General features: G+C 30.3%; 19 protein-coding genes. All 19 read right to left on the bottom strand.

Going from position 1 to position 15,267, the window contains the following annotated elements; all coding sequences use genetic code 11:
• Positions 1–47 precede the first annotated feature (47 nt).
• The gene (locus ACU8DI_RS13065) at positions 48–1,541 is read right to left on the bottom strand and encodes an alpha/beta hydrolase (protein WP_447113228.1); all 1,494 of its coding nucleotides are present in this window, start codon (positions 1,539–1,541) and stop codon (positions 48–50) included.
• A 71-nt stretch (positions 1,542–1,612) separates the two neighbouring features.
• Positions 1,613–2,164: a Crp/Fnr family transcriptional regulator gene (locus tag ACU8DI_RS13070; RefSeq protein WP_447113229.1), complete on the bottom strand. Its 552-nt coding sequence runs from the start codon at positions 2,162–2,164 to the stop codon at positions 1,613–1,615.
• 115 nt (positions 2,165–2,279) lie between these two features.
• Complete coding sequence (locus ACU8DI_RS13075) at positions 2,280–2,825, bottom strand: DUF7010 family protein (RefSeq protein ID WP_447113230.1); 546 nt, start codon at positions 2,823–2,825, stop codon at positions 2,280–2,282.
• A gap of 76 nt (positions 2,826–2,901) precedes the next feature.
• The gene (locus ACU8DI_RS13080) at positions 2,902–3,450 is read right to left on the bottom strand and encodes a hypothetical protein (RefSeq protein ID WP_447113231.1); all 549 of its coding nucleotides are present in this window, start codon (positions 3,448–3,450) and stop codon (positions 2,902–2,904) included.
• On the bottom strand, positions 3,440–3,931 hold the full coding sequence (locus tag ACU8DI_RS13085; protein WP_447113232.1) for an RNA polymerase sigma factor: 492 nt from the start codon (positions 3,929–3,931) through the stop codon (positions 3,440–3,442). Before ACU8DI_RS13085 ends, ACU8DI_RS13080 begins: the two co-directional genes overlap by 11 nt.
• A complete protein-coding gene (locus ACU8DI_RS13090) occupies positions 3,928–4,779 on the bottom strand; it encodes an alpha/beta fold hydrolase (RefSeq protein WP_447113233.1) in 852 nt (283 codons plus the stop codon). The genes ACU8DI_RS13085 and ACU8DI_RS13090 overlap by 4 nt, the downstream gene beginning before the upstream one ends.
• 190 nt (positions 4,780–4,969) lie before the next feature.
• Entirely contained in the window at positions 4,970–5,617 is a 648-nt protein-coding gene (locus ACU8DI_RS13095; protein ID WP_447113234.1) for a hypothetical protein, read from the bottom strand.
• Positions 5,618–5,850: 233 nt separating this feature from the next.
• Complete coding sequence (locus tag ACU8DI_RS13100) at positions 5,851–6,627, bottom strand: CPBP family intramembrane glutamic endopeptidase (RefSeq protein ID WP_447113235.1); 777 nt, start codon at positions 6,625–6,627, stop codon at positions 5,851–5,853.
• A 300-nt stretch (positions 6,628–6,927) separates the two neighbouring features.
• The gene (locus tag ACU8DI_RS13105; protein WP_447113236.1) at positions 6,928–7,590 is read right to left on the bottom strand and encodes a CPBP family intramembrane glutamic endopeptidase; all 663 of its coding nucleotides are present in this window, start codon (positions 7,588–7,590) and stop codon (positions 6,928–6,930) included.
• 125 nt (positions 7,591–7,715) lie between these two features.
• A complete protein-coding gene (locus tag ACU8DI_RS13110) occupies positions 7,716–8,552 on the bottom strand; it encodes a LytR/AlgR family response regulator transcription factor (protein WP_447113237.1) in 837 nt (278 codons plus the stop codon).
• Positions 8,553–8,903: 351 nt separating this feature from the next.
• Positions 8,904–9,308: a hypothetical protein gene (locus ACU8DI_RS13115; protein WP_447113238.1), complete on the bottom strand. Its 405-nt coding sequence runs from the start codon at positions 9,306–9,308 to the stop codon at positions 8,904–8,906.
• A gap of 166 nt (positions 9,309–9,474) precedes the next feature.
• Positions 9,475–10,260: a hypothetical protein gene (locus ACU8DI_RS13120; protein WP_447113239.1), complete on the bottom strand. Its 786-nt coding sequence runs from the start codon at positions 10,258–10,260 to the stop codon at positions 9,475–9,477.
• A 4-nt stretch (positions 10,261–10,264) separates the two neighbouring features.
• Entirely contained in the window at positions 10,265–10,567 is a 303-nt protein-coding gene (locus ACU8DI_RS13125; protein ID WP_447113240.1) for a hypothetical protein, read from the bottom strand.
• Between the two features lie 246 nt (positions 10,568–10,813).
• Positions 10,814–11,320: a hypothetical protein gene (locus tag ACU8DI_RS13130; protein ID WP_447113241.1), complete on the bottom strand. Its 507-nt coding sequence runs from the start codon at positions 11,318–11,320 to the stop codon at positions 10,814–10,816.
• 84 nt (positions 11,321–11,404) lie between these two features.
• Positions 11,405–11,596 (bottom strand): DUF6090 family protein, encoded by a 192-nt coding sequence (locus ACU8DI_RS13135; RefSeq protein WP_447113242.1) that lies wholly within the window; start codon positions 11,594–11,596, stop codon positions 11,405–11,407.
• A gap of 3 nt (positions 11,597–11,599) precedes the next feature.
• Positions 11,600–12,358, bottom strand: coding sequence for a DUF6090 family protein (locus tag ACU8DI_RS13140; RefSeq protein WP_447113243.1), 759 nt, complete (start codon positions 12,356–12,358; stop codon positions 11,600–11,602).
• Positions 12,359–12,383: 25 nt separating this feature from the next.
• Entirely contained in the window at positions 12,384–13,109 is a 726-nt protein-coding gene (locus ACU8DI_RS13145) for a DUF6090 family protein (RefSeq protein ID WP_447113244.1), read from the bottom strand.
• A gap of 201 nt (positions 13,110–13,310) precedes the next feature.
• The gene (locus ACU8DI_RS13150) at positions 13,311–13,949 is read right to left on the bottom strand and encodes a hypothetical protein (RefSeq protein ID WP_447113245.1); all 639 of its coding nucleotides are present in this window, start codon (positions 13,947–13,949) and stop codon (positions 13,311–13,313) included.
• A gap of 151 nt (positions 13,950–14,100) precedes the next feature.
• Positions 14,101–14,937 carry a hypothetical protein gene (locus ACU8DI_RS13155; RefSeq protein ID WP_447113246.1) on the bottom strand — a complete coding sequence of 279 codons (837 nt, stop codon included), beginning with the start codon at positions 14,935–14,937 and terminating at the stop codon, positions 14,101–14,103.
• Positions 14,938–15,267 lie beyond the last annotated feature (330 nt).

Consider the following 15,267-nt stretch of genomic DNA (forward strand, 5'->3'; position numbering starts at 1 on the left):
TGGTTGCGCACAAACCACTATTGCTTATTCTAGTTGAAATCTATTAGTTATTCTGTCTTAAATATAGGACTTTTAATCTGCTCAAAACAATTTGGATTAGGTTTATCCTTCGGATTATTAAAAAAATCATTTGCTGCTTCCATTGCACATTGATTACTCCAATTGGTAGTAGGTGTATGCTTCCATCCCTTGAAAATCAAATGATAGCTATTGGTAAAATTCGGTATCATTGCCTCTGCCCATTTTACAGGTGTTTCATTGTCGTACTCTCCGTTAATGAACAATACAGGAATACTGCTTTTTACTCCTTGGTTTTCAATTTCGTTTACCCTTTTTACACCCCAAATTTTACATACTTCGTTATCAAATACAGCAGGTGATAAACCTTTTACTTCGGGATACTTGTTTGTTTCACTCTCTATTTTCTCGGAGGAATTAAATGTGTTTTCCTCTGCACACCAAACCGAAAGACGCATACCTATTCCTTCACCTCCACTTGGCTCTGAAAAAAGATATGACAGTTGTTCTTTTACTGATGTTAAGTCGTTATTTAAAAGTCGATTTATCTCAAAAGGAATATTAGGAACATCTCCCGTAGATGCTGAAGTAAATACGGTTATTAAATCTTCACCTTTCAAGTAAAAAACCTCTAATTCTCCATTCTTGGGATTTTCGATTTCTACTTTTAGTGGATTTAAAGTTTTTTCTTTCAAATACACGAAGAATCGATTCTTGATGTTAGGATAAGCTGAATTGCAATCTTCATCATTTTCACAATCAGTAAGAAGTGTTGTAATTGATTCCAAAAGATTTTGTACACTTTCTTCATCATAGTTGACTTCCAATGGAAGAGGCGAGTCCATAACGACACTTCTTATTTTATCGGGATAATCCCGCATTAAAACTTGAGCGATTTTAGTACTGTACGAAATAGTGAGTAGATTGTACTCCTCGAGTTCTAAAACCGTTACCAAGTCGTTTATATCGGCCGCAATTTCATTGGTATTATAGCCATTTAAATCTATATCCTTTTTTTCAAGTCTTTCTTTGCAAGACTTAGCTGCTTGTTCAAAAAGTTCGTCATATTTTGAGGCATCAAAATTCGGTTGATTGGATTGATAAATTGCCTGTGACCATTCTGGACAATCCAAATGTGGTTTTGCATAATAGTTTCCACGTTGTTCCACCAAAATGAAATCCCTTTCATCAAGATATTTGTAGTAATTCATATACTGTGCTGTAGGCATAGTTGTTGAACCTGGACCGCCAACAGTATAAATGATTGGGTCTTTCTTCGCATTGTTACTTCGGCTTTTGAAAACATAGACAGGAATTTGAATAGTTCCGCTGTTTGTTTCCTCTCTATTTTCCAGTACTTCTAAATAACCAAAAGTGTATTCTTGCCCTTTCTTTATTTTATGTGTTGTCTTTTTTGATTCTATAAATTTTGGACTATAATTGGTTGTAGTCTGACCAAAACATTCAGAAAAAGCTACTAAGCCAATTATACATATCAGAAGTTTTAACGAACGGTATTCCATATTACAAAAGTTAAAAGTTTGTTCAAAATAAATAAACAGCTAGCTCCTTTACATTCGCATTTGTTAAGAAATCAATTGTTTTTTATCCTACTTAAACTTTGTTCGGAAACTCCCATAAAAGAAGCAATGTACTTCTGAGGAACTCTTTGAAAAAGATCAGGATTCTTTAGCATTAATGCTTCATACCTTTCATGAAGATCTAGTAATTGCAAATCTGCTAATTTTTCAACTGTTGCAAGGAAGGCTTTCTCTGCTATAAGTCTACCTAGTTTTTCTATTTCGTGCGATTGATTATAAAGACTATATAAATCTTTCTTTTGAAACTCAAAGTAGCTGCTGTCCTCTGTACTTTCAATAAATAATTGACTTGGGTTTCCGTTTAAAAAACTGGAAAAATCTGTCGCAAACCAATTGGCAAAATAGAAATGATGTGTGTAGTCTTTACCATCAATAATTTTATAACCTCTTAGGAGTCCTTTTTTGAGGAATAGAATTTTGTTAGTTGGTTTATTAGGAAAAAATAGAATTTGGTTCTTATCAACATTCTTTTCAATTGCAATACCGTTTAAAAGGTTATAGCCTTCATCTGATAAATTTATATGAGATTTGATGATTTCTTTCATTCATTTTTTATTGTAAATCGTCAAATTTAAAAATTTGGCGACTTCTCAAACATGCTGAAAACTTTGATTAAGCAAATAACCAACTATGAGCTGTATATGTTGTTGTGCAACATTTTTATTTTCCTTTCTTAAGTCTTATTAAAATCCAACCAGCAAGAAAAAAAAGCATAATTGATGTAAATAATGGAACAGTCCACATATTTTCTAGTTTAACATTCAAAGTAATCACTAATGTACCGATAGATATTATTAAAGCCCAAACTGCATATCCAATTTCGTTATAAAACCAAGCATAAGGAAATAAATGAGCACCTGTTATAATAGCATAAGCCATTATGAAATAATCAGGATACTTGATTAAAATAAAAATTAAGAAAGGAAAATAAATTAGTTGAGCAAAGTTCAACCAAAGCCCAAGAGCTTGCAAAGGATTGTTTTTTACTTTCCAATTAGTTTTTAAAACTTTAGATAATCCAAAAGCGAAAGGCAGCAAAAAAGCTCCAACCATAAAAGTGAATATACTTCTATTATACGCAGTGAATTCCAAAGTCCATATATATGATATTGCCAGCCATAAAATTCCAGCAGCAAGAATGAAATCAATTCCATTTTTAGCTTGTGATTGAATTTCTGTTTTTAAATCTTTTAAATTTTTTTCCATTCAGCGCAGATTTTGTTAGATTAATTAGTTTTGAACATCGTTATGTAACGTTTTTTTACTCCATTGGATATTTTCATCATTTAGGTAATTGTCTTAAAAAGTGTTGTTCTTTGATTGTGCTTTTAATAATAATAGCAACAACAACAATAATAGAAATGATACCCGAAATTAGAATGTAAGTGTAGAATGCTTTGGAAAAATACTCTTTAAAATAGGGCAAAAGCAAATAAAATCCAAATATGTAAACTGCAATACAGATTGGTGTAATTATAAAATTTATCATTAATCTTGTTTTGTAATACTTTTTAAGATAATTAAGGTAAGGTTTTTGAGCCATTGAAATAAGGTGTTTGTCTTTGCGGTATAAAGAATAGAATTCAAACATAATCCGTATCGTAAGACTAGAACTCATTAGAATTAAACCTAAATTAAAGGTGTTCCATTGATTGAATGCATAATAAGAAGTGTAAATAATTAATATAACAACTGTTAAAGACATAACAGTGATACTGATATATTGTCCATTGCGTTGTTTCTTTGCTTTTGTAATTATTTTTTTGGGATTAAAGTTTGAGCTATTATTAGCTTGCATCTCCCATAATTTATTTAAGTAATCATTTTCCATTTGTGATACATTTTAAAAGTGATTTTCGAATACGACTCAAACGTGTTCGTAATGTTCCGTGTGCTAATCCAACGGTATCTGCAATAGTGACTTGTGGTATGTTCTCTAGTTCTAATAATATTAATGCTCTATTTTGCGCGTTTAGTTGGTCAATACAGTAATACATTTTTTTAATATTTTTTTCATCATCGTGTTTGTTTTCATCATTGCTACTATTTGACACTAAGTCTTCATTTAAAGTGACGCTTTTTTTAGATTTTCGTAAATCCCCCAAACATATATTTACTGCAATTCTATAAATCCAAGTGTCAATGGAAGACTTTCCTTTAAATGAATTTCTATGTGTCCAAACCTTTATAAATGTCTCTTGAAGCCATTCATTGGCAAGTTCAATATTGCCTGATGCATAGCCTAAGCATAACCTATGGACTTTAGAAGCATATGAATTATAAATGTTCGTAAATTCTTGTTCTGTCATCATACTTTAGATGATAAAATCATTTTTATTTGTTCTAAAAACCAATCAGGTTTGTCTAACATTATAAAATGGGCACTATCTTCGACTATAATAAACTTGTAGTCTTTTAAATTTGCATATTGACTTTTATAGGTTTGTTTAACCATTTCTAAACCGTAAGGCTTTGTAGCTGCAATTATAGTAACTGGAATCGAAATGTTTTTTAAATCTTCTCTGAGATCTAATTTAAGGTAATCGGTATATCCATAAACATATGTTTTTCGGTCAGATTCTAGTATCCAGTTTTTAATTCTTTCTTGTTCGGATTCTGTGATGCTCATTCCTTTCGACATTGCTGTGGCAGTTTGCTCAAAAGTTATATCATCCATTCCTAATTGTTGATTGTTATATGGGCTGTCATATGCTAGGTTTTCAGAGTCAAAATCGGGAATCATTAATGCACCAGAAGCAGGAAGAGCATCAATTAGTATGATTTTAGAAAGTTCCAAATCGTTTTGTGTAGCAAGCCAAGTGGCAATTGTTCCGCCCAAACTGTGTCCAATTATTGTAGTATTTTGCAAGTCGTTTTTTAAGATATAGCTTTTTAGAGACTCGTTCACTTTAGGTAACCAAGGAAATTCTATTGGTTTTATTCCTCCAAAACCAGCTAACGTTACTACATGGCATTCGTAATCCTTTTCAAGTTTCTTTACTAGAGGATTCCATATGTCTCCAGGAACTGTAAAGCCAGGAATTAATATGATAGGTTTACCTTTTCCTGTAACGACTACACTAATAGGTTGACTTTCATTTTTTACGTAAATTGATAAAGAAAACACGAATGAGATGAATAATAAGATAAGATTTTTCATTGTTTTTAAGTTTTGATTTCCCTTTAGATGCGGAAATCAAAAAATGTTACATCTTATTTTAAAAGTGACATAAAATAAGGGCAATTCATTCTTCGATAATGCTTGGTCAAAATGTTGCACAACGGTCTCGGCTATGAATAATGGCTTGTTTTAGCCATTACTTATAGCCAAAGTTGCAAAACAATTTTATTTAGTACTTTATTGTCAAATTCAGTTCTTTAAATGATATCTCTTTCTTTTGACCGTTGTTGTCAAATTCAAGAGTTAAATGATTTCGCTGACTACTTTTGAAATCAATATTTTCACTTCTTTGAAAATAGGTCTTAAATACATTCTCGCGTTTATTTATTTTTATTTCAAATCGCGCTTTAGTGAGTTTTCGTATTCCATTATTGTGATTTGTTGGTTCATTATTGATTTTTTTTTCGTCACGATATGGAAGTCTGAAAGTCCAAGGTAAATATGGTTTTTGTTCATTTGTAATTATGTCAATTGACATTCCTTTAGGAAAGTAATTCGGCTGATATTTCTCACTCTGTTCAAAAATCTTGTCAGTCAATTTTGAGTTGACTAAACATAATCCAAAAGGTGAGAAATCATTTTTATTAAATTGTGAACGTTCCCAAAGTTTTATTTTAGAAGTTAATTCACTTCGGATTTCAGTTTCGTCAATTACCCACAGAACTTCAAGAAAAAAATTCTCAAAATAAAACTTTCGGTTCATTGTACCCTGTCCTGGATGAACGCGACTACTTCCTTCGGTCAAACCAAACTCAACCAAATTATCAGCCTCTTTTCCGCTATTATTGGAAAATATAAATATGTGGTCTATTTCCATATTTGTTGGTACGGTCAAATATTTTACAACGTAATTGTATATGATTTGTTAAGGTTTTACAGCTTGCGTTTGCAGCTGATGTTCCGCGGGAAAGATGCAAGCCGTAAAGCTCAAATTTTTCCGTTGATACTAAGATAGCAATTTGTAAGAAATAATCTTCTGCTTAGCCATCATACGGTACTTAATTATACGCGTAGTTGTGTTGTACTTTTTCGGACACTTTGAGTCTGGATCTATTTTTGAATTAAAAGAGTCTTTTTGTTTACAATCAATTTAATCCCTTTTCTTTTTTTGTAAAGTATGGTTAGAAAAATCACTAATCCAATAGTAAAAAATCGGAATACATTTGAGTAAATTCCACCAAGTGCGGTTTCGCTCACAGAGAATAATTCCCACGCCAAATTCATTAACATATGCAGAAATATGGGAACCCAAATATTAAAATTCCATTCGGCATATACCCAAGCAAATAGTATACCTCCCAAGAAGGCAATTAAAAATATACCTAATAACTCATTAAATTCGGTGCTTTGATACAAATGCAATAAGCCAAAATAAAGAGCTCCAAAAAACACAGAAAGTACAAATCCAAGTTTTGTTTTTCTAAAAGGTAACCCAAATAAAAATCCTCTGTAGTAAAGTTCTTCAAAAAAGCCGGCGGAAACGACACCAATTAGAATCGTGTTTATTTTAATTTCTCGATTAAGTTCAAATAGGAAACTATATCCAACATACATTGGTAAAGTGCAAACAAGAGCAAATAGCAACCCTTTCAATATTGATTTATCCAAACCTAAATTCTCAAAAAAGTCCATTCTTTTTCCAATAAGCCATGTTCCTACAAATAAGGGAATTCCGGTAATTAGGTAGGTTGTTATATGACTAACTCCGAGTTGATTTGTATGGTCAAACAACCATTTTCTGATGTACTTGAAGAAGTTGTCATCGAAAATAAAATATATTCCAAATGATAAAATTATGATTAGTAGGGTTTTGATTGATTTGCTCATTTTGCGTCTCAATTATGGTTCTATATTTATAGACGTCATATTTGAAAGAATGGTTGCCTGAAGATTTGCTTCATGTGTTTTTTCGAATTACACACAACGTGTTGTATCTGATTATTTGTATTGGCTGAAACTAACTTAGTTAAAGAAAACGAACCAGTGGAAAATCCTATGGATTTTCCGAGTTAACACAGAGCGAATAATTAATTATATACGTAGTTACGTTTTCGTTATTTGAATCAGATTTTTTTTAAAATACTTACTTTGATAAAGTGAAAATTTTGATGGTATTTCTAATTATTGTTAAGCCAAACCAAAGTAAAAACTCAAAATACCTAATGTGTTAAAAAAACCATGTATCATAATCAAAAACCACAAATCATATTTTCTGATGTAGAAAATTATAGATAAGAGTGCTCCAATAATTACTACAACTAGTTGCCCTGTAATTCCTTGCTGCATGTGCATGTATCCAAAAAAACCACAAATTATTAGAATATTTATAGTCAGACTGATTTTACTGTCTCCAAAAAATTTGACGAATTGTCGCATAAGATAACCTCTAAAAATAATTTCTTCTCCAAAACCAGCAGTAGCCCACACTATCAATAACCAGATGATAGTGTTTTCAAGATTTCCTTTCAATTGGCTCATGCTTGAATAATTAATAGGAACACCTGTTAATGTCTCGACTCCAGGAACGACAGCAAAAACATAAAAAATAAAGAGTCCTAGCGCAACTAAGGGAGCATGAAATAGGAGGTTTTTTGCATTGAATTTTTCACGTTTAAAACCAAGTGCTGAAAATGGTTTTCCATTGTACTCTATATAATTAGCTATTATAATGATAATAGATATAATTATATTTTCAAAAGGTGTTCTGGTGATTGGACCAAAGTACATGAAACAAATAAATGCTAGAGTAAATAATGGTATTAATGTATTTCGTAATGTAACTTTTTTCATTGTTATTTGATTTTAAATTCAAAGCGAAATAATGAACAAAACCTAAGAAAAACCCTTTACATACTTGTTTTTTTACTGAATGGTAGTAAATTAATATCTGAATAGTCGTTGGTTTTTGAAATTTTTTATTGAAACCAATCCATAAATTCTTTTCTTTTATAACGACTGATGTTGATTTTGGCAATTGTATCATTTTCAATAGAAGTTTTGAGCCTAACTTGTAATTTGCCATTTTCAATCTTTTCAACATGGTCTAACGCTTCTTTATGAATTATAATTTGGCGATTGACTCTAAAAAACAATTGGTCGTTTATTTTTTCTTCGAGTTCATTCAATGTGAAATTGGTCGTAATTGTGGTACCATCATTTTGAACAGCATAAACAATTTTGTTTTCGCTAAAGAAAAATGCAATATTTTCGTACGTAAGCTTAGTCATTTTTGAACCACTTTGAATAGTAATTTCATGATCTTTTAAAGATAGCTTATATAAATTGTATATATCTAGACAATATGCTAATCCTATTAGAATAAAGCTTAAGAGCAAGGTAATTATCAAGCCAATTAATAAATAATAGAATTCCGTTTCTCCACCCGCAATTTTATTGAAGACGATACCTAAAGGAATATACATGATAGTAATATACCCAAGTGTAGAAAGCATATACTTTGAAATAGAAACGATTTCTACTTTTTTAGAGAAATACTTTTTTTTATAAAATTTAAAATTAAGCTCTGCGATGATTCCAATAAGAATACACAAAACAATAGAGGATATAAAACCTTCTTTTGGAAATCTATACGATTCACCATCTGGGAAACTCTCAGGAGTTGATAAATGATTTACGACTAAAGAAAAAATTATAAATACAATTAATTTTTGAACCCAACTCCAAAAAGAACTATGATTAAATTTAAGCAATACTGTTTTTAATGCATTCTTGGTAGGCTGTTTAATAGTCATAAGTTAGTAATTCCTTTTAATAAGATTCAATCCTAAAAAAAATAATTTCTTCAAAAATAGGTTTAATATATATTTTTATTTAACTCCAAGAAGTAAGTTTTGTGTAATTTTTCCAATGAGCTTCATTATTGGTTAGCAGTTAATCATAATGAAGCAAAACGGTCTCGTATAACCGTCAGTCATTGGTTTATACTCGTTAATTTTCGGTTAAGCTCAGATATATGCAATTCCGTGTGGATTCGGACGTAATCGAATCCGCCGTAATTGCGGTTATACATTGTTGTACATCGTTTTTCCTCTTTTTAATTCATTGTTTAGCAAGATGAGAAGGCTCGAAACTTTTACTGAATTTTAGCTAAAAAGTTTTTTGATCCAGTTGCTATTTTCATTTTCATAAACAGATTTGTGTCTGCTAAACCTTTGAACCCAACCGTCCTCTGTGAAAATTTCTCCATGTAAACCATCAGAAAGTTCTGCTACATTTTCGCCATCCATAAAAACTTTGAGTCCACTATCTAAATCGTTACTCTCTTGAATAGCAAAGAGAAAATCATGCATAGATTTCTCCAGTACCTTTTCCAAAACGTCAGCAACGACTTGTTTTTCTTCTTGAGTTAATTTTGTAAGTTCGGCATGCAACTCTTTTGATTCTGTACTTGTCAATTTACCTTGAATTAGTCCTTTGAACCAGTCGATTTGTTTATCTCTTAGCTTTTCAACTATTAATTTTCCAAATTTCTCTAATTTTTCACTCATAGTGTTGAGTTTCTTCTAATGGCTTACAACGGTTTCGTATTTGATTCCGTAGCGAGTGAATTCGGTTAGAATTCGGTCGTAGGAATCAGTATAATTTAAAGGTAGTAAATTTTCTTAATCTTAAAAGAATAGAGCTATGGATTATATACGTTGTTGTGCGTAGGTGTTATTCAATTAATCTAGTGTCAATTCCGGAAAGATTACCATCTTCATCGTAAATCAAGTCGGTAGCAATAAAACTTAAATTCAGATTAATGATGTTCTCGTATTTTAAAATTATTGTATGTCCTTCAATATCTATATATTCATTTTCTGAATTGCTTATATCTTTCCTTTTAGCACCATTCAAATATATTAGATTGAGACCTCCATCTTTTGAAAGTTCATAATCTACAAGTGCACCATTATATATAAAGGGACTACCTGCAACATTGACTAAAGCTACAACATATGTGATATCGACATCCTGTATTGTATCTTCAAATAATTGAATCTGTGACCTTCTTAACATTATAAATTTACCTGTAATTAGGTAGTGCCATATATTGTCAAATCTTAAAAATGGGATACGTGTATCTAAACTTCTGTTCAGAACTAAATTTCTAAAACCGTGCCCTAAACAGAACGAAATAAAGCACATTACTGAATTAAATGAAATAATTTCTAATCTATATAATTCGACATTAGAAATTGCTTCTTCTACAATATCTTTCTCTGATGATAGTAGTCCAAGTAGTGTTTGGAAATCATACTGATAGCCAATTATCCAGACTATTGGAATACCTATGATAACATAAATAATTAGTGATGGAATAAGTGTATTAGTGAGTAGGCCAAAAAAATCTTTAACAGTATACTGACTTGAAAATTCTCCCGAAAAATAGCTTTTGTTGAATAAAATTCCTGGCAATAATAATATCAGTATAACAATACCAGCTAATGCAATATTCATAGTGCTATTTTGCTGCTGAAATTACTCTTTTTGCAGTTTCTACAGAAATTTTGATAGTTCTTGTTTTTTGGCCTTTTGATACTTTTCTTATAGCATCCATTATTTTGTCAAATTCAGAACTATTTAGTAGAACTCTACCTGTAGGACTACCAACAGAAACAACTGAACCAGAGAATTTTCTTGATTCAGAAGGATGAGATGCTATTTTTCCTTTTTTACCAGAAGTATCTGCTATAGCAGCTCTTCTAATAACAGCTTCTCTTTCCGCTTTTGTATGAGTATTTATTTTTCTGCCTTCTTTTGACATTTTTTTAAATGTATTATTTATTTAAATATAGCAATATTTATTCCAATTACTAAAAATATTATTTAAAAATAGTATTTTCCTTGTTTTCAGTTCCGTTATTTTCACTTACGCACAACGTATTTGTGTATGATTTCGTTGCGTGTTTCAGCAACTAAATTAGCAAATACAAACCAAATAGAAAATCCGCGAGGATTTTCGTAAGTAGGCGAGTACTAGCAATGAATTATACACGTTGTTGTGCTTTCGTTATTTTTTTTCAAGTTCCTGCTCTATAATTTCTATGATAAAGTTTATTTCTTTCTCCATTTGAGAATATTCGTAAATTACATAATCATTGTTGTTTTTATGTAACCAAATGGCATTCTCAAATTCGATTAAATTTAAATTCTTGAAATTGATTTTGAAATTTGATGGTTCTTTATAATTTGGAATGAATATTTCTTGTTCTTCGTTCGATATTTGCTTGTATAATTCTCCATTAGATAAAGGAAAGTTTTTGGAAAAAAAGGGAATTAGATTTTGACGGTAATTATCATACCTATATTCAATATCTTCTTCGGCGTTTAAAATTGTTCCTGTCCAACCTGTCAAGTAAGTTCTTAAAGAATCATTTTTTATAATATTCAATTTACCTGAACTTATGATTTCGTCAACTACACCTCTTTTAGGTTCGAATGTGTAAAATATTTGAGTTTTTAAAAGTAGACTATCAAGTTTTTTTGATTCTTCGTTTAATCGGTTTGAACGAATCATATCAGTCAAATCAAAACAAGCATCTCTAACTTGTTTATTATTTTCAAGCGTATTCTTTAAATTATTTTGATTAGCCTCAAATTCTTATTTGAGATTTAAAAGAGTATTCTTTTCAAGCTTATTTTCTTTTTGGTTTTCATTCCAATTATTTATCTGTAGAGCTATTAAAATTCCAATAACTACAAGAATTATTTCTCCGATTGCATATTTAAGATACTTTCCTGTTTTTCCTTCTGAAAGTAGGTTATGTCTAATTTTTCTAAAGAATTTTATCATGAACTATTTTATTTCAGATTTAATTAACTGTATAATTTGTAAAATATCTTCTCTTAATGGTAAGTAAAAATTTTCTTTTAAATTTTTTGACGCTACAACAAACAAGTACAATTGACTTTCAAATTCTTGTTTTGTTAAAAAGGCGAAGTCATTATCGGCAAATTTGCTTGCTGTAATATTATTTTTACCGATACTTATTAAATTTAGATGCCTTCTAAAGTTTCCTTCTTTTATAAAAAACTCATGACCAATATCTCTTCTTTCTACAACGTAAACTTCTTGTCTATTTATGTTGTCTACTTTAGATTGCCAATCAGATAAAGCTTTTCTTAGATTTGAGTTAGATATAATAGATAATTTTCCAGAATTAATAATTTCTTCTATTGTACCTTGAATTGGAAAAAACCGAGGTTCATCTTTAAAAACACCTAACATTAACAAAGAAATTTCTTTTTCATTAAAAGATGACAAGGTTGGATTGGTATATTCACCCAACAAAAGACTGTTTTTTATATTACTGTCGTTTAGTTGAATATTATCTTCTAAAATTTTCAAATTACTTTCAAATTCCATTTGAAGAGCATTTAGCAGTTTTTGTTCAGTATTATTATTTTTTCTGTCTTCATTCCAATCATTAATTTGTAGTGCTATTAAAATACCAATTACAACCAATACAATTTCTCCAATAGCATAAAATAAATATTTGTTGAACCGATTTTCGGTTAATAGTTTTTGACGGACTTTTCTGAATAATTTTATCATGTTTTCAGTACATGTTTTATTAAAACTAATTTTTTGAGGAATTTAATTCTTCGTGAATTAGTTCTTGTATTTTTATAATTGTCTGTATAACTTGCTGTATTCGGTTAAGTCCACTACCGTAATTGTCTCTATTCATAATTAAAATTCGACGAGCACTATTATTTTTTGAAAATACTCCAAAGTCTTGGACAACGACATAATCTTTGTATTTAAAATCGGTTACTTCTTGTAGCATAATGGGATTCCAATCCTTATTAAAGGTAAGTTCTAAATCTGATATCGATTTTACAGCATGCTGTGCTTCGTCATCATAATAAGTGCCTAATAAAAACCGAAGTTCTTTGTTAGAAACTAAATCTAATCCTTTTGATTTTGCAACTTCATAAGCATTGGTTAAAGGTTGAAAACGATCGAATTGAATAATGTCTGCAAGCCAAAATTTTAAGCTATCATTTTGTGAAGAATTCCAATTTCCTTCCAATAATTTATTAGAGGACATTACAGCTTTTTCAAAGTTAAAAGCTATACGTTTAAGCGTTTTTTTATCTTTTATCAGGTTAGACTGTATTTGTTGTAATATCTCTTTTTCAAAAGCTTTATTTTTTTGAATTTCATTCCAATTGTTAATCTGAAGTGCAATTAAAATTCCAATAACAACAAGAATAATCTCTCCGATGGCATAAATCAGATACTTACTTAATTTGTTTTCAGAGAGTAGTTTTTGTCTAATTTTTCTAAAGAATTTTATCATTGGTTAGCGTTTTGTCATAATGAAGCACAACGTAATTGTGTATGATTTGTTGCGGTTTTACAGCTTGCGTGTGCTGCTGATGTTCCGCGGGAAAGACGAAAGCTGTTGAGCTCAAATTTTTCCGTTGAGACTAAGATAGTAATTTGTAGGAATAAATCTTCCACTTAGCCAGCAGTAGCAATGAATTATACACGTTGTTAGCTAACGTTTTTTTATCAATTTTATATTGTTGAATGTTGTCCAGCCATCTTTAGTTTTAAATCCTTTGTCAATAAAAAGGGTGTCATTTTTAATTTTTAAAATTTTCCAAAGTGACTCTGTTCTATCACTACTTTGAGGCAGTGTAAAATTTAAATATTTATTACTTGCATCAAATCTTAGTTTTGATCGCTCAACTATTGAGTCATTTAATTCTTTCGTGATAGATTGGTTATTGATTTTATAATATTGATTAGGGGTTTCTTCCCAATAGCCAATAATGTCTTGTTTATTGTATAGAACTCCAGTTTCTTTTAAAATTATAGTGTCTTTTAACTTTTCCCCAATAATGATGAAATCATAATCATTCGAGCTACTTGATTTGATTTGTGCAGGTTCATTTCCGAAAAAAATTTTACTAGTTGAGTCATTGATTTTCTCAATATGATACTTGTTCTCAAATAATTTTAAGGTATAAGTTATAACAGTCGAATCATAAAATTCAATGTCTTGATCTATAATTGAGTTGGCAATATTGAAAGTTTTTCCGTTTAGGCTTTTTTTGAAATCAATTACTTTGTGGTTTTCTTCACAACCACAGATAATAAAAATAAAAAAGAATAAAAAAGTTAATTTTTTCATTTCAAATGTTTGCTAACGTCTCCGGCTATGAGTAGTTGCGTGGGTTAGCGGTTAACTTTGCAAGTACACACCAAACTGAAAATCCGCGAGGATTTTCAGAAGTAGGCGAGAACAAGCAATTACTTATAGCCATTGTTGTGCGTTCGTTTTTTTATTCGTTCGTTAATTTTAATAGTCCAACTATAATTCCGTTTTTCATAATAGGATCAGAATAAACTATTTTCATTTCCTTATTCGGATTTACCATTCTTATCCTATCCAAAATGTATTTTTCTATCGGAAAAGGTTGATGACTTCTGTTTTCGTTCTCAAATGTTGCCAAAGTTTTATTTTCTGAGACCAACTTTATTTCACGTTTCATAATTTCATTGTTGAAGTCATAAAAGAATTTCAAGTACAGATTTTCATATTTGTCCGATTTTTTAATTTCGACAGTAAATCGGTTTGAATCAAACATATTACTCGTAAATAGTAACTCCGAATCTTTATATAATTGCCAATTTGTAATTGTATCAGAAACTATTCTTGTGCTTTCCTTTTCTTTCTTTTCAATTTTTGCATTTAGTTCAGTATTAGACATATGTATTCTTATTCCATTGAATTCCGTTTTATTATCGAGTTCATACGTAGTATTAGTTTCGTAATATGGTTTCCATTTTTGTAATGTCAATTCACTATCGTCATTCCACCCAATAATTTTGTATCCACTTGGAATCAATCCAGGTTTTAGGTCTTTTCTACTTTCATTATTTACTGACCAAAATACTCTTGAATATCCAAGTGCACCTTTGTCAAATTGATATTGGTAATATTTATATTTTCCGTTTGGCGATTTAGATTCAGAAAGGATATGCAAATTCGGTTCATCAAGAGTGTGTTCAGAATTATAAGCCTCTGCGAGGTCGTTAAAATCAGAGTTGATTTTGATTCCAATTCCGATTATTCCAATCAGAATAATTCCGATAATTATTAAAATCCATTTTTTCATTTAAACTCTAAATTTTGATTTTTACGCGAACTCCAAAATGACGCACAACGTAATTGTGTATGATTTGTTGCGGATTTACAGCTTGCGTATGCGGCTGATGTTCCGTGGGAAAAACGCAAGCTGTTAAGCTCAAATTTTTCCGTTGAGTCTAAGATAGTAATTTGTAAGAATAAATCTTCTTCTTAGCCAACAAACCGCAATGAATTATACACGTTGTTGTGCGTTCGTTTTTATTCCGATTTATACATATTTCTATAATGTTCAACGTGATGAGGAAATTCTTCTTCATAAAATGGGTAGCTTATTCCCAAAATTGAGATTTCATAACCT

The sequence above is a fragment of the Psychroserpens sp. BH13MA-6 genome (assembly GCF_052983595.1).

Excerpts from the sequence above, each read along its gene's own strand:
- ACU8DI_RS13065 (WP_447113228.1), bottom strand. The coding sequence starts at position 1,541 with ATGGAATACCGTTCGTTAAAACTTCTGATATGTATAATTGGCTTAGTA.
- ACU8DI_RS13070 (WP_447113229.1), bottom strand. The coding sequence starts at position 2,164 with ATGAAAGAAATCATCAAATCTCATATAAATTTATCAGATGAAGGCTAT.
- ACU8DI_RS13075 (WP_447113230.1), bottom strand. The coding sequence starts at position 2,825 with ATGGAAAAAAATTTAAAAGATTTAAAAACAGAAATTCAATCACAAGCT.
- ACU8DI_RS13080 (WP_447113231.1), bottom strand. The coding sequence starts at position 3,450 with ATGGAAAATGATTACTTAAATAAATTATGGGAGATGCAAGCTAATAAT.
- ACU8DI_RS13085 (WP_447113232.1), bottom strand. The coding sequence starts at position 3,931 with ATGATGACAGAACAAGAATTTACGAACATTTATAATTCATATGCTTCT.
- ACU8DI_RS13090 (WP_447113233.1), bottom strand. The coding sequence starts at position 4,779 with ATGAAAAATCTTATCTTATTATTCATCTCATTCGTGTTTTCTTTATCA.
- ACU8DI_RS13095 (WP_447113234.1), bottom strand. The coding sequence starts at position 5,617 with ATGGAAATAGACCACATATTTATATTTTCCAATAATAGCGGAAAAGAG.
- ACU8DI_RS13100 (WP_447113235.1), bottom strand. The coding sequence starts at position 6,627 with ATGAGCAAATCAATCAAAACCCTACTAATCATAATTTTATCATTTGGA.
- ACU8DI_RS13105 (WP_447113236.1), bottom strand. The coding sequence starts at position 7,590 with ATGAAAAAAGTTACATTACGAAATACATTAATACCATTATTTACTCTA.
- ACU8DI_RS13110 (WP_447113237.1), bottom strand. The coding sequence starts at position 8,552 with ATGACTATTAAACAGCCTACCAAGAATGCATTAAAAACAGTATTGCTT.
- ACU8DI_RS13115 (WP_447113238.1), bottom strand. The coding sequence starts at position 9,308 with ATGAGTGAAAAATTAGAGAAATTTGGAAAATTAATAGTTGAAAAGCTA.
- ACU8DI_RS13120 (WP_447113239.1), bottom strand. The coding sequence starts at position 10,260 with ATGAATATTGCATTAGCTGGTATTGTTATACTGATATTATTATTGCCA.
- ACU8DI_RS13125 (WP_447113240.1), bottom strand. The coding sequence starts at position 10,567 with ATGTCAAAAGAAGGCAGAAAAATAAATACTCATACAAAAGCGGAAAGA.
- ACU8DI_RS13130 (WP_447113241.1), bottom strand. The coding sequence starts at position 11,320 with ATGATTCGTTCAAACCGATTAAACGAAGAATCAAAAAAACTTGATAGT.
- ACU8DI_RS13135 (WP_447113242.1), bottom strand. The coding sequence starts at position 11,596 with ATGATAAAATTCTTTAGAAAAATTAGACATAACCTACTTTCAGAAGGA.
- ACU8DI_RS13140 (WP_447113243.1), bottom strand. The coding sequence starts at position 12,358 with ATGATAAAATTATTCAGAAAAGTCCGTCAAAAACTATTAACCGAAAAT.
- ACU8DI_RS13145 (WP_447113244.1), bottom strand. The coding sequence starts at position 13,109 with ATGATAAAATTCTTTAGAAAAATTAGACAAAAACTACTCTCTGAAAAC.
- ACU8DI_RS13150 (WP_447113245.1), bottom strand. The coding sequence starts at position 13,949 with ATGAAAAAATTAACTTTTTTATTCTTTTTTATTTTTATTATCTGTGGT.
- ACU8DI_RS13155 (WP_447113246.1), bottom strand. The coding sequence starts at position 14,937 with ATGAAAAAATGGATTTTAATAATTATCGGAATTATTCTGATTGGAATA.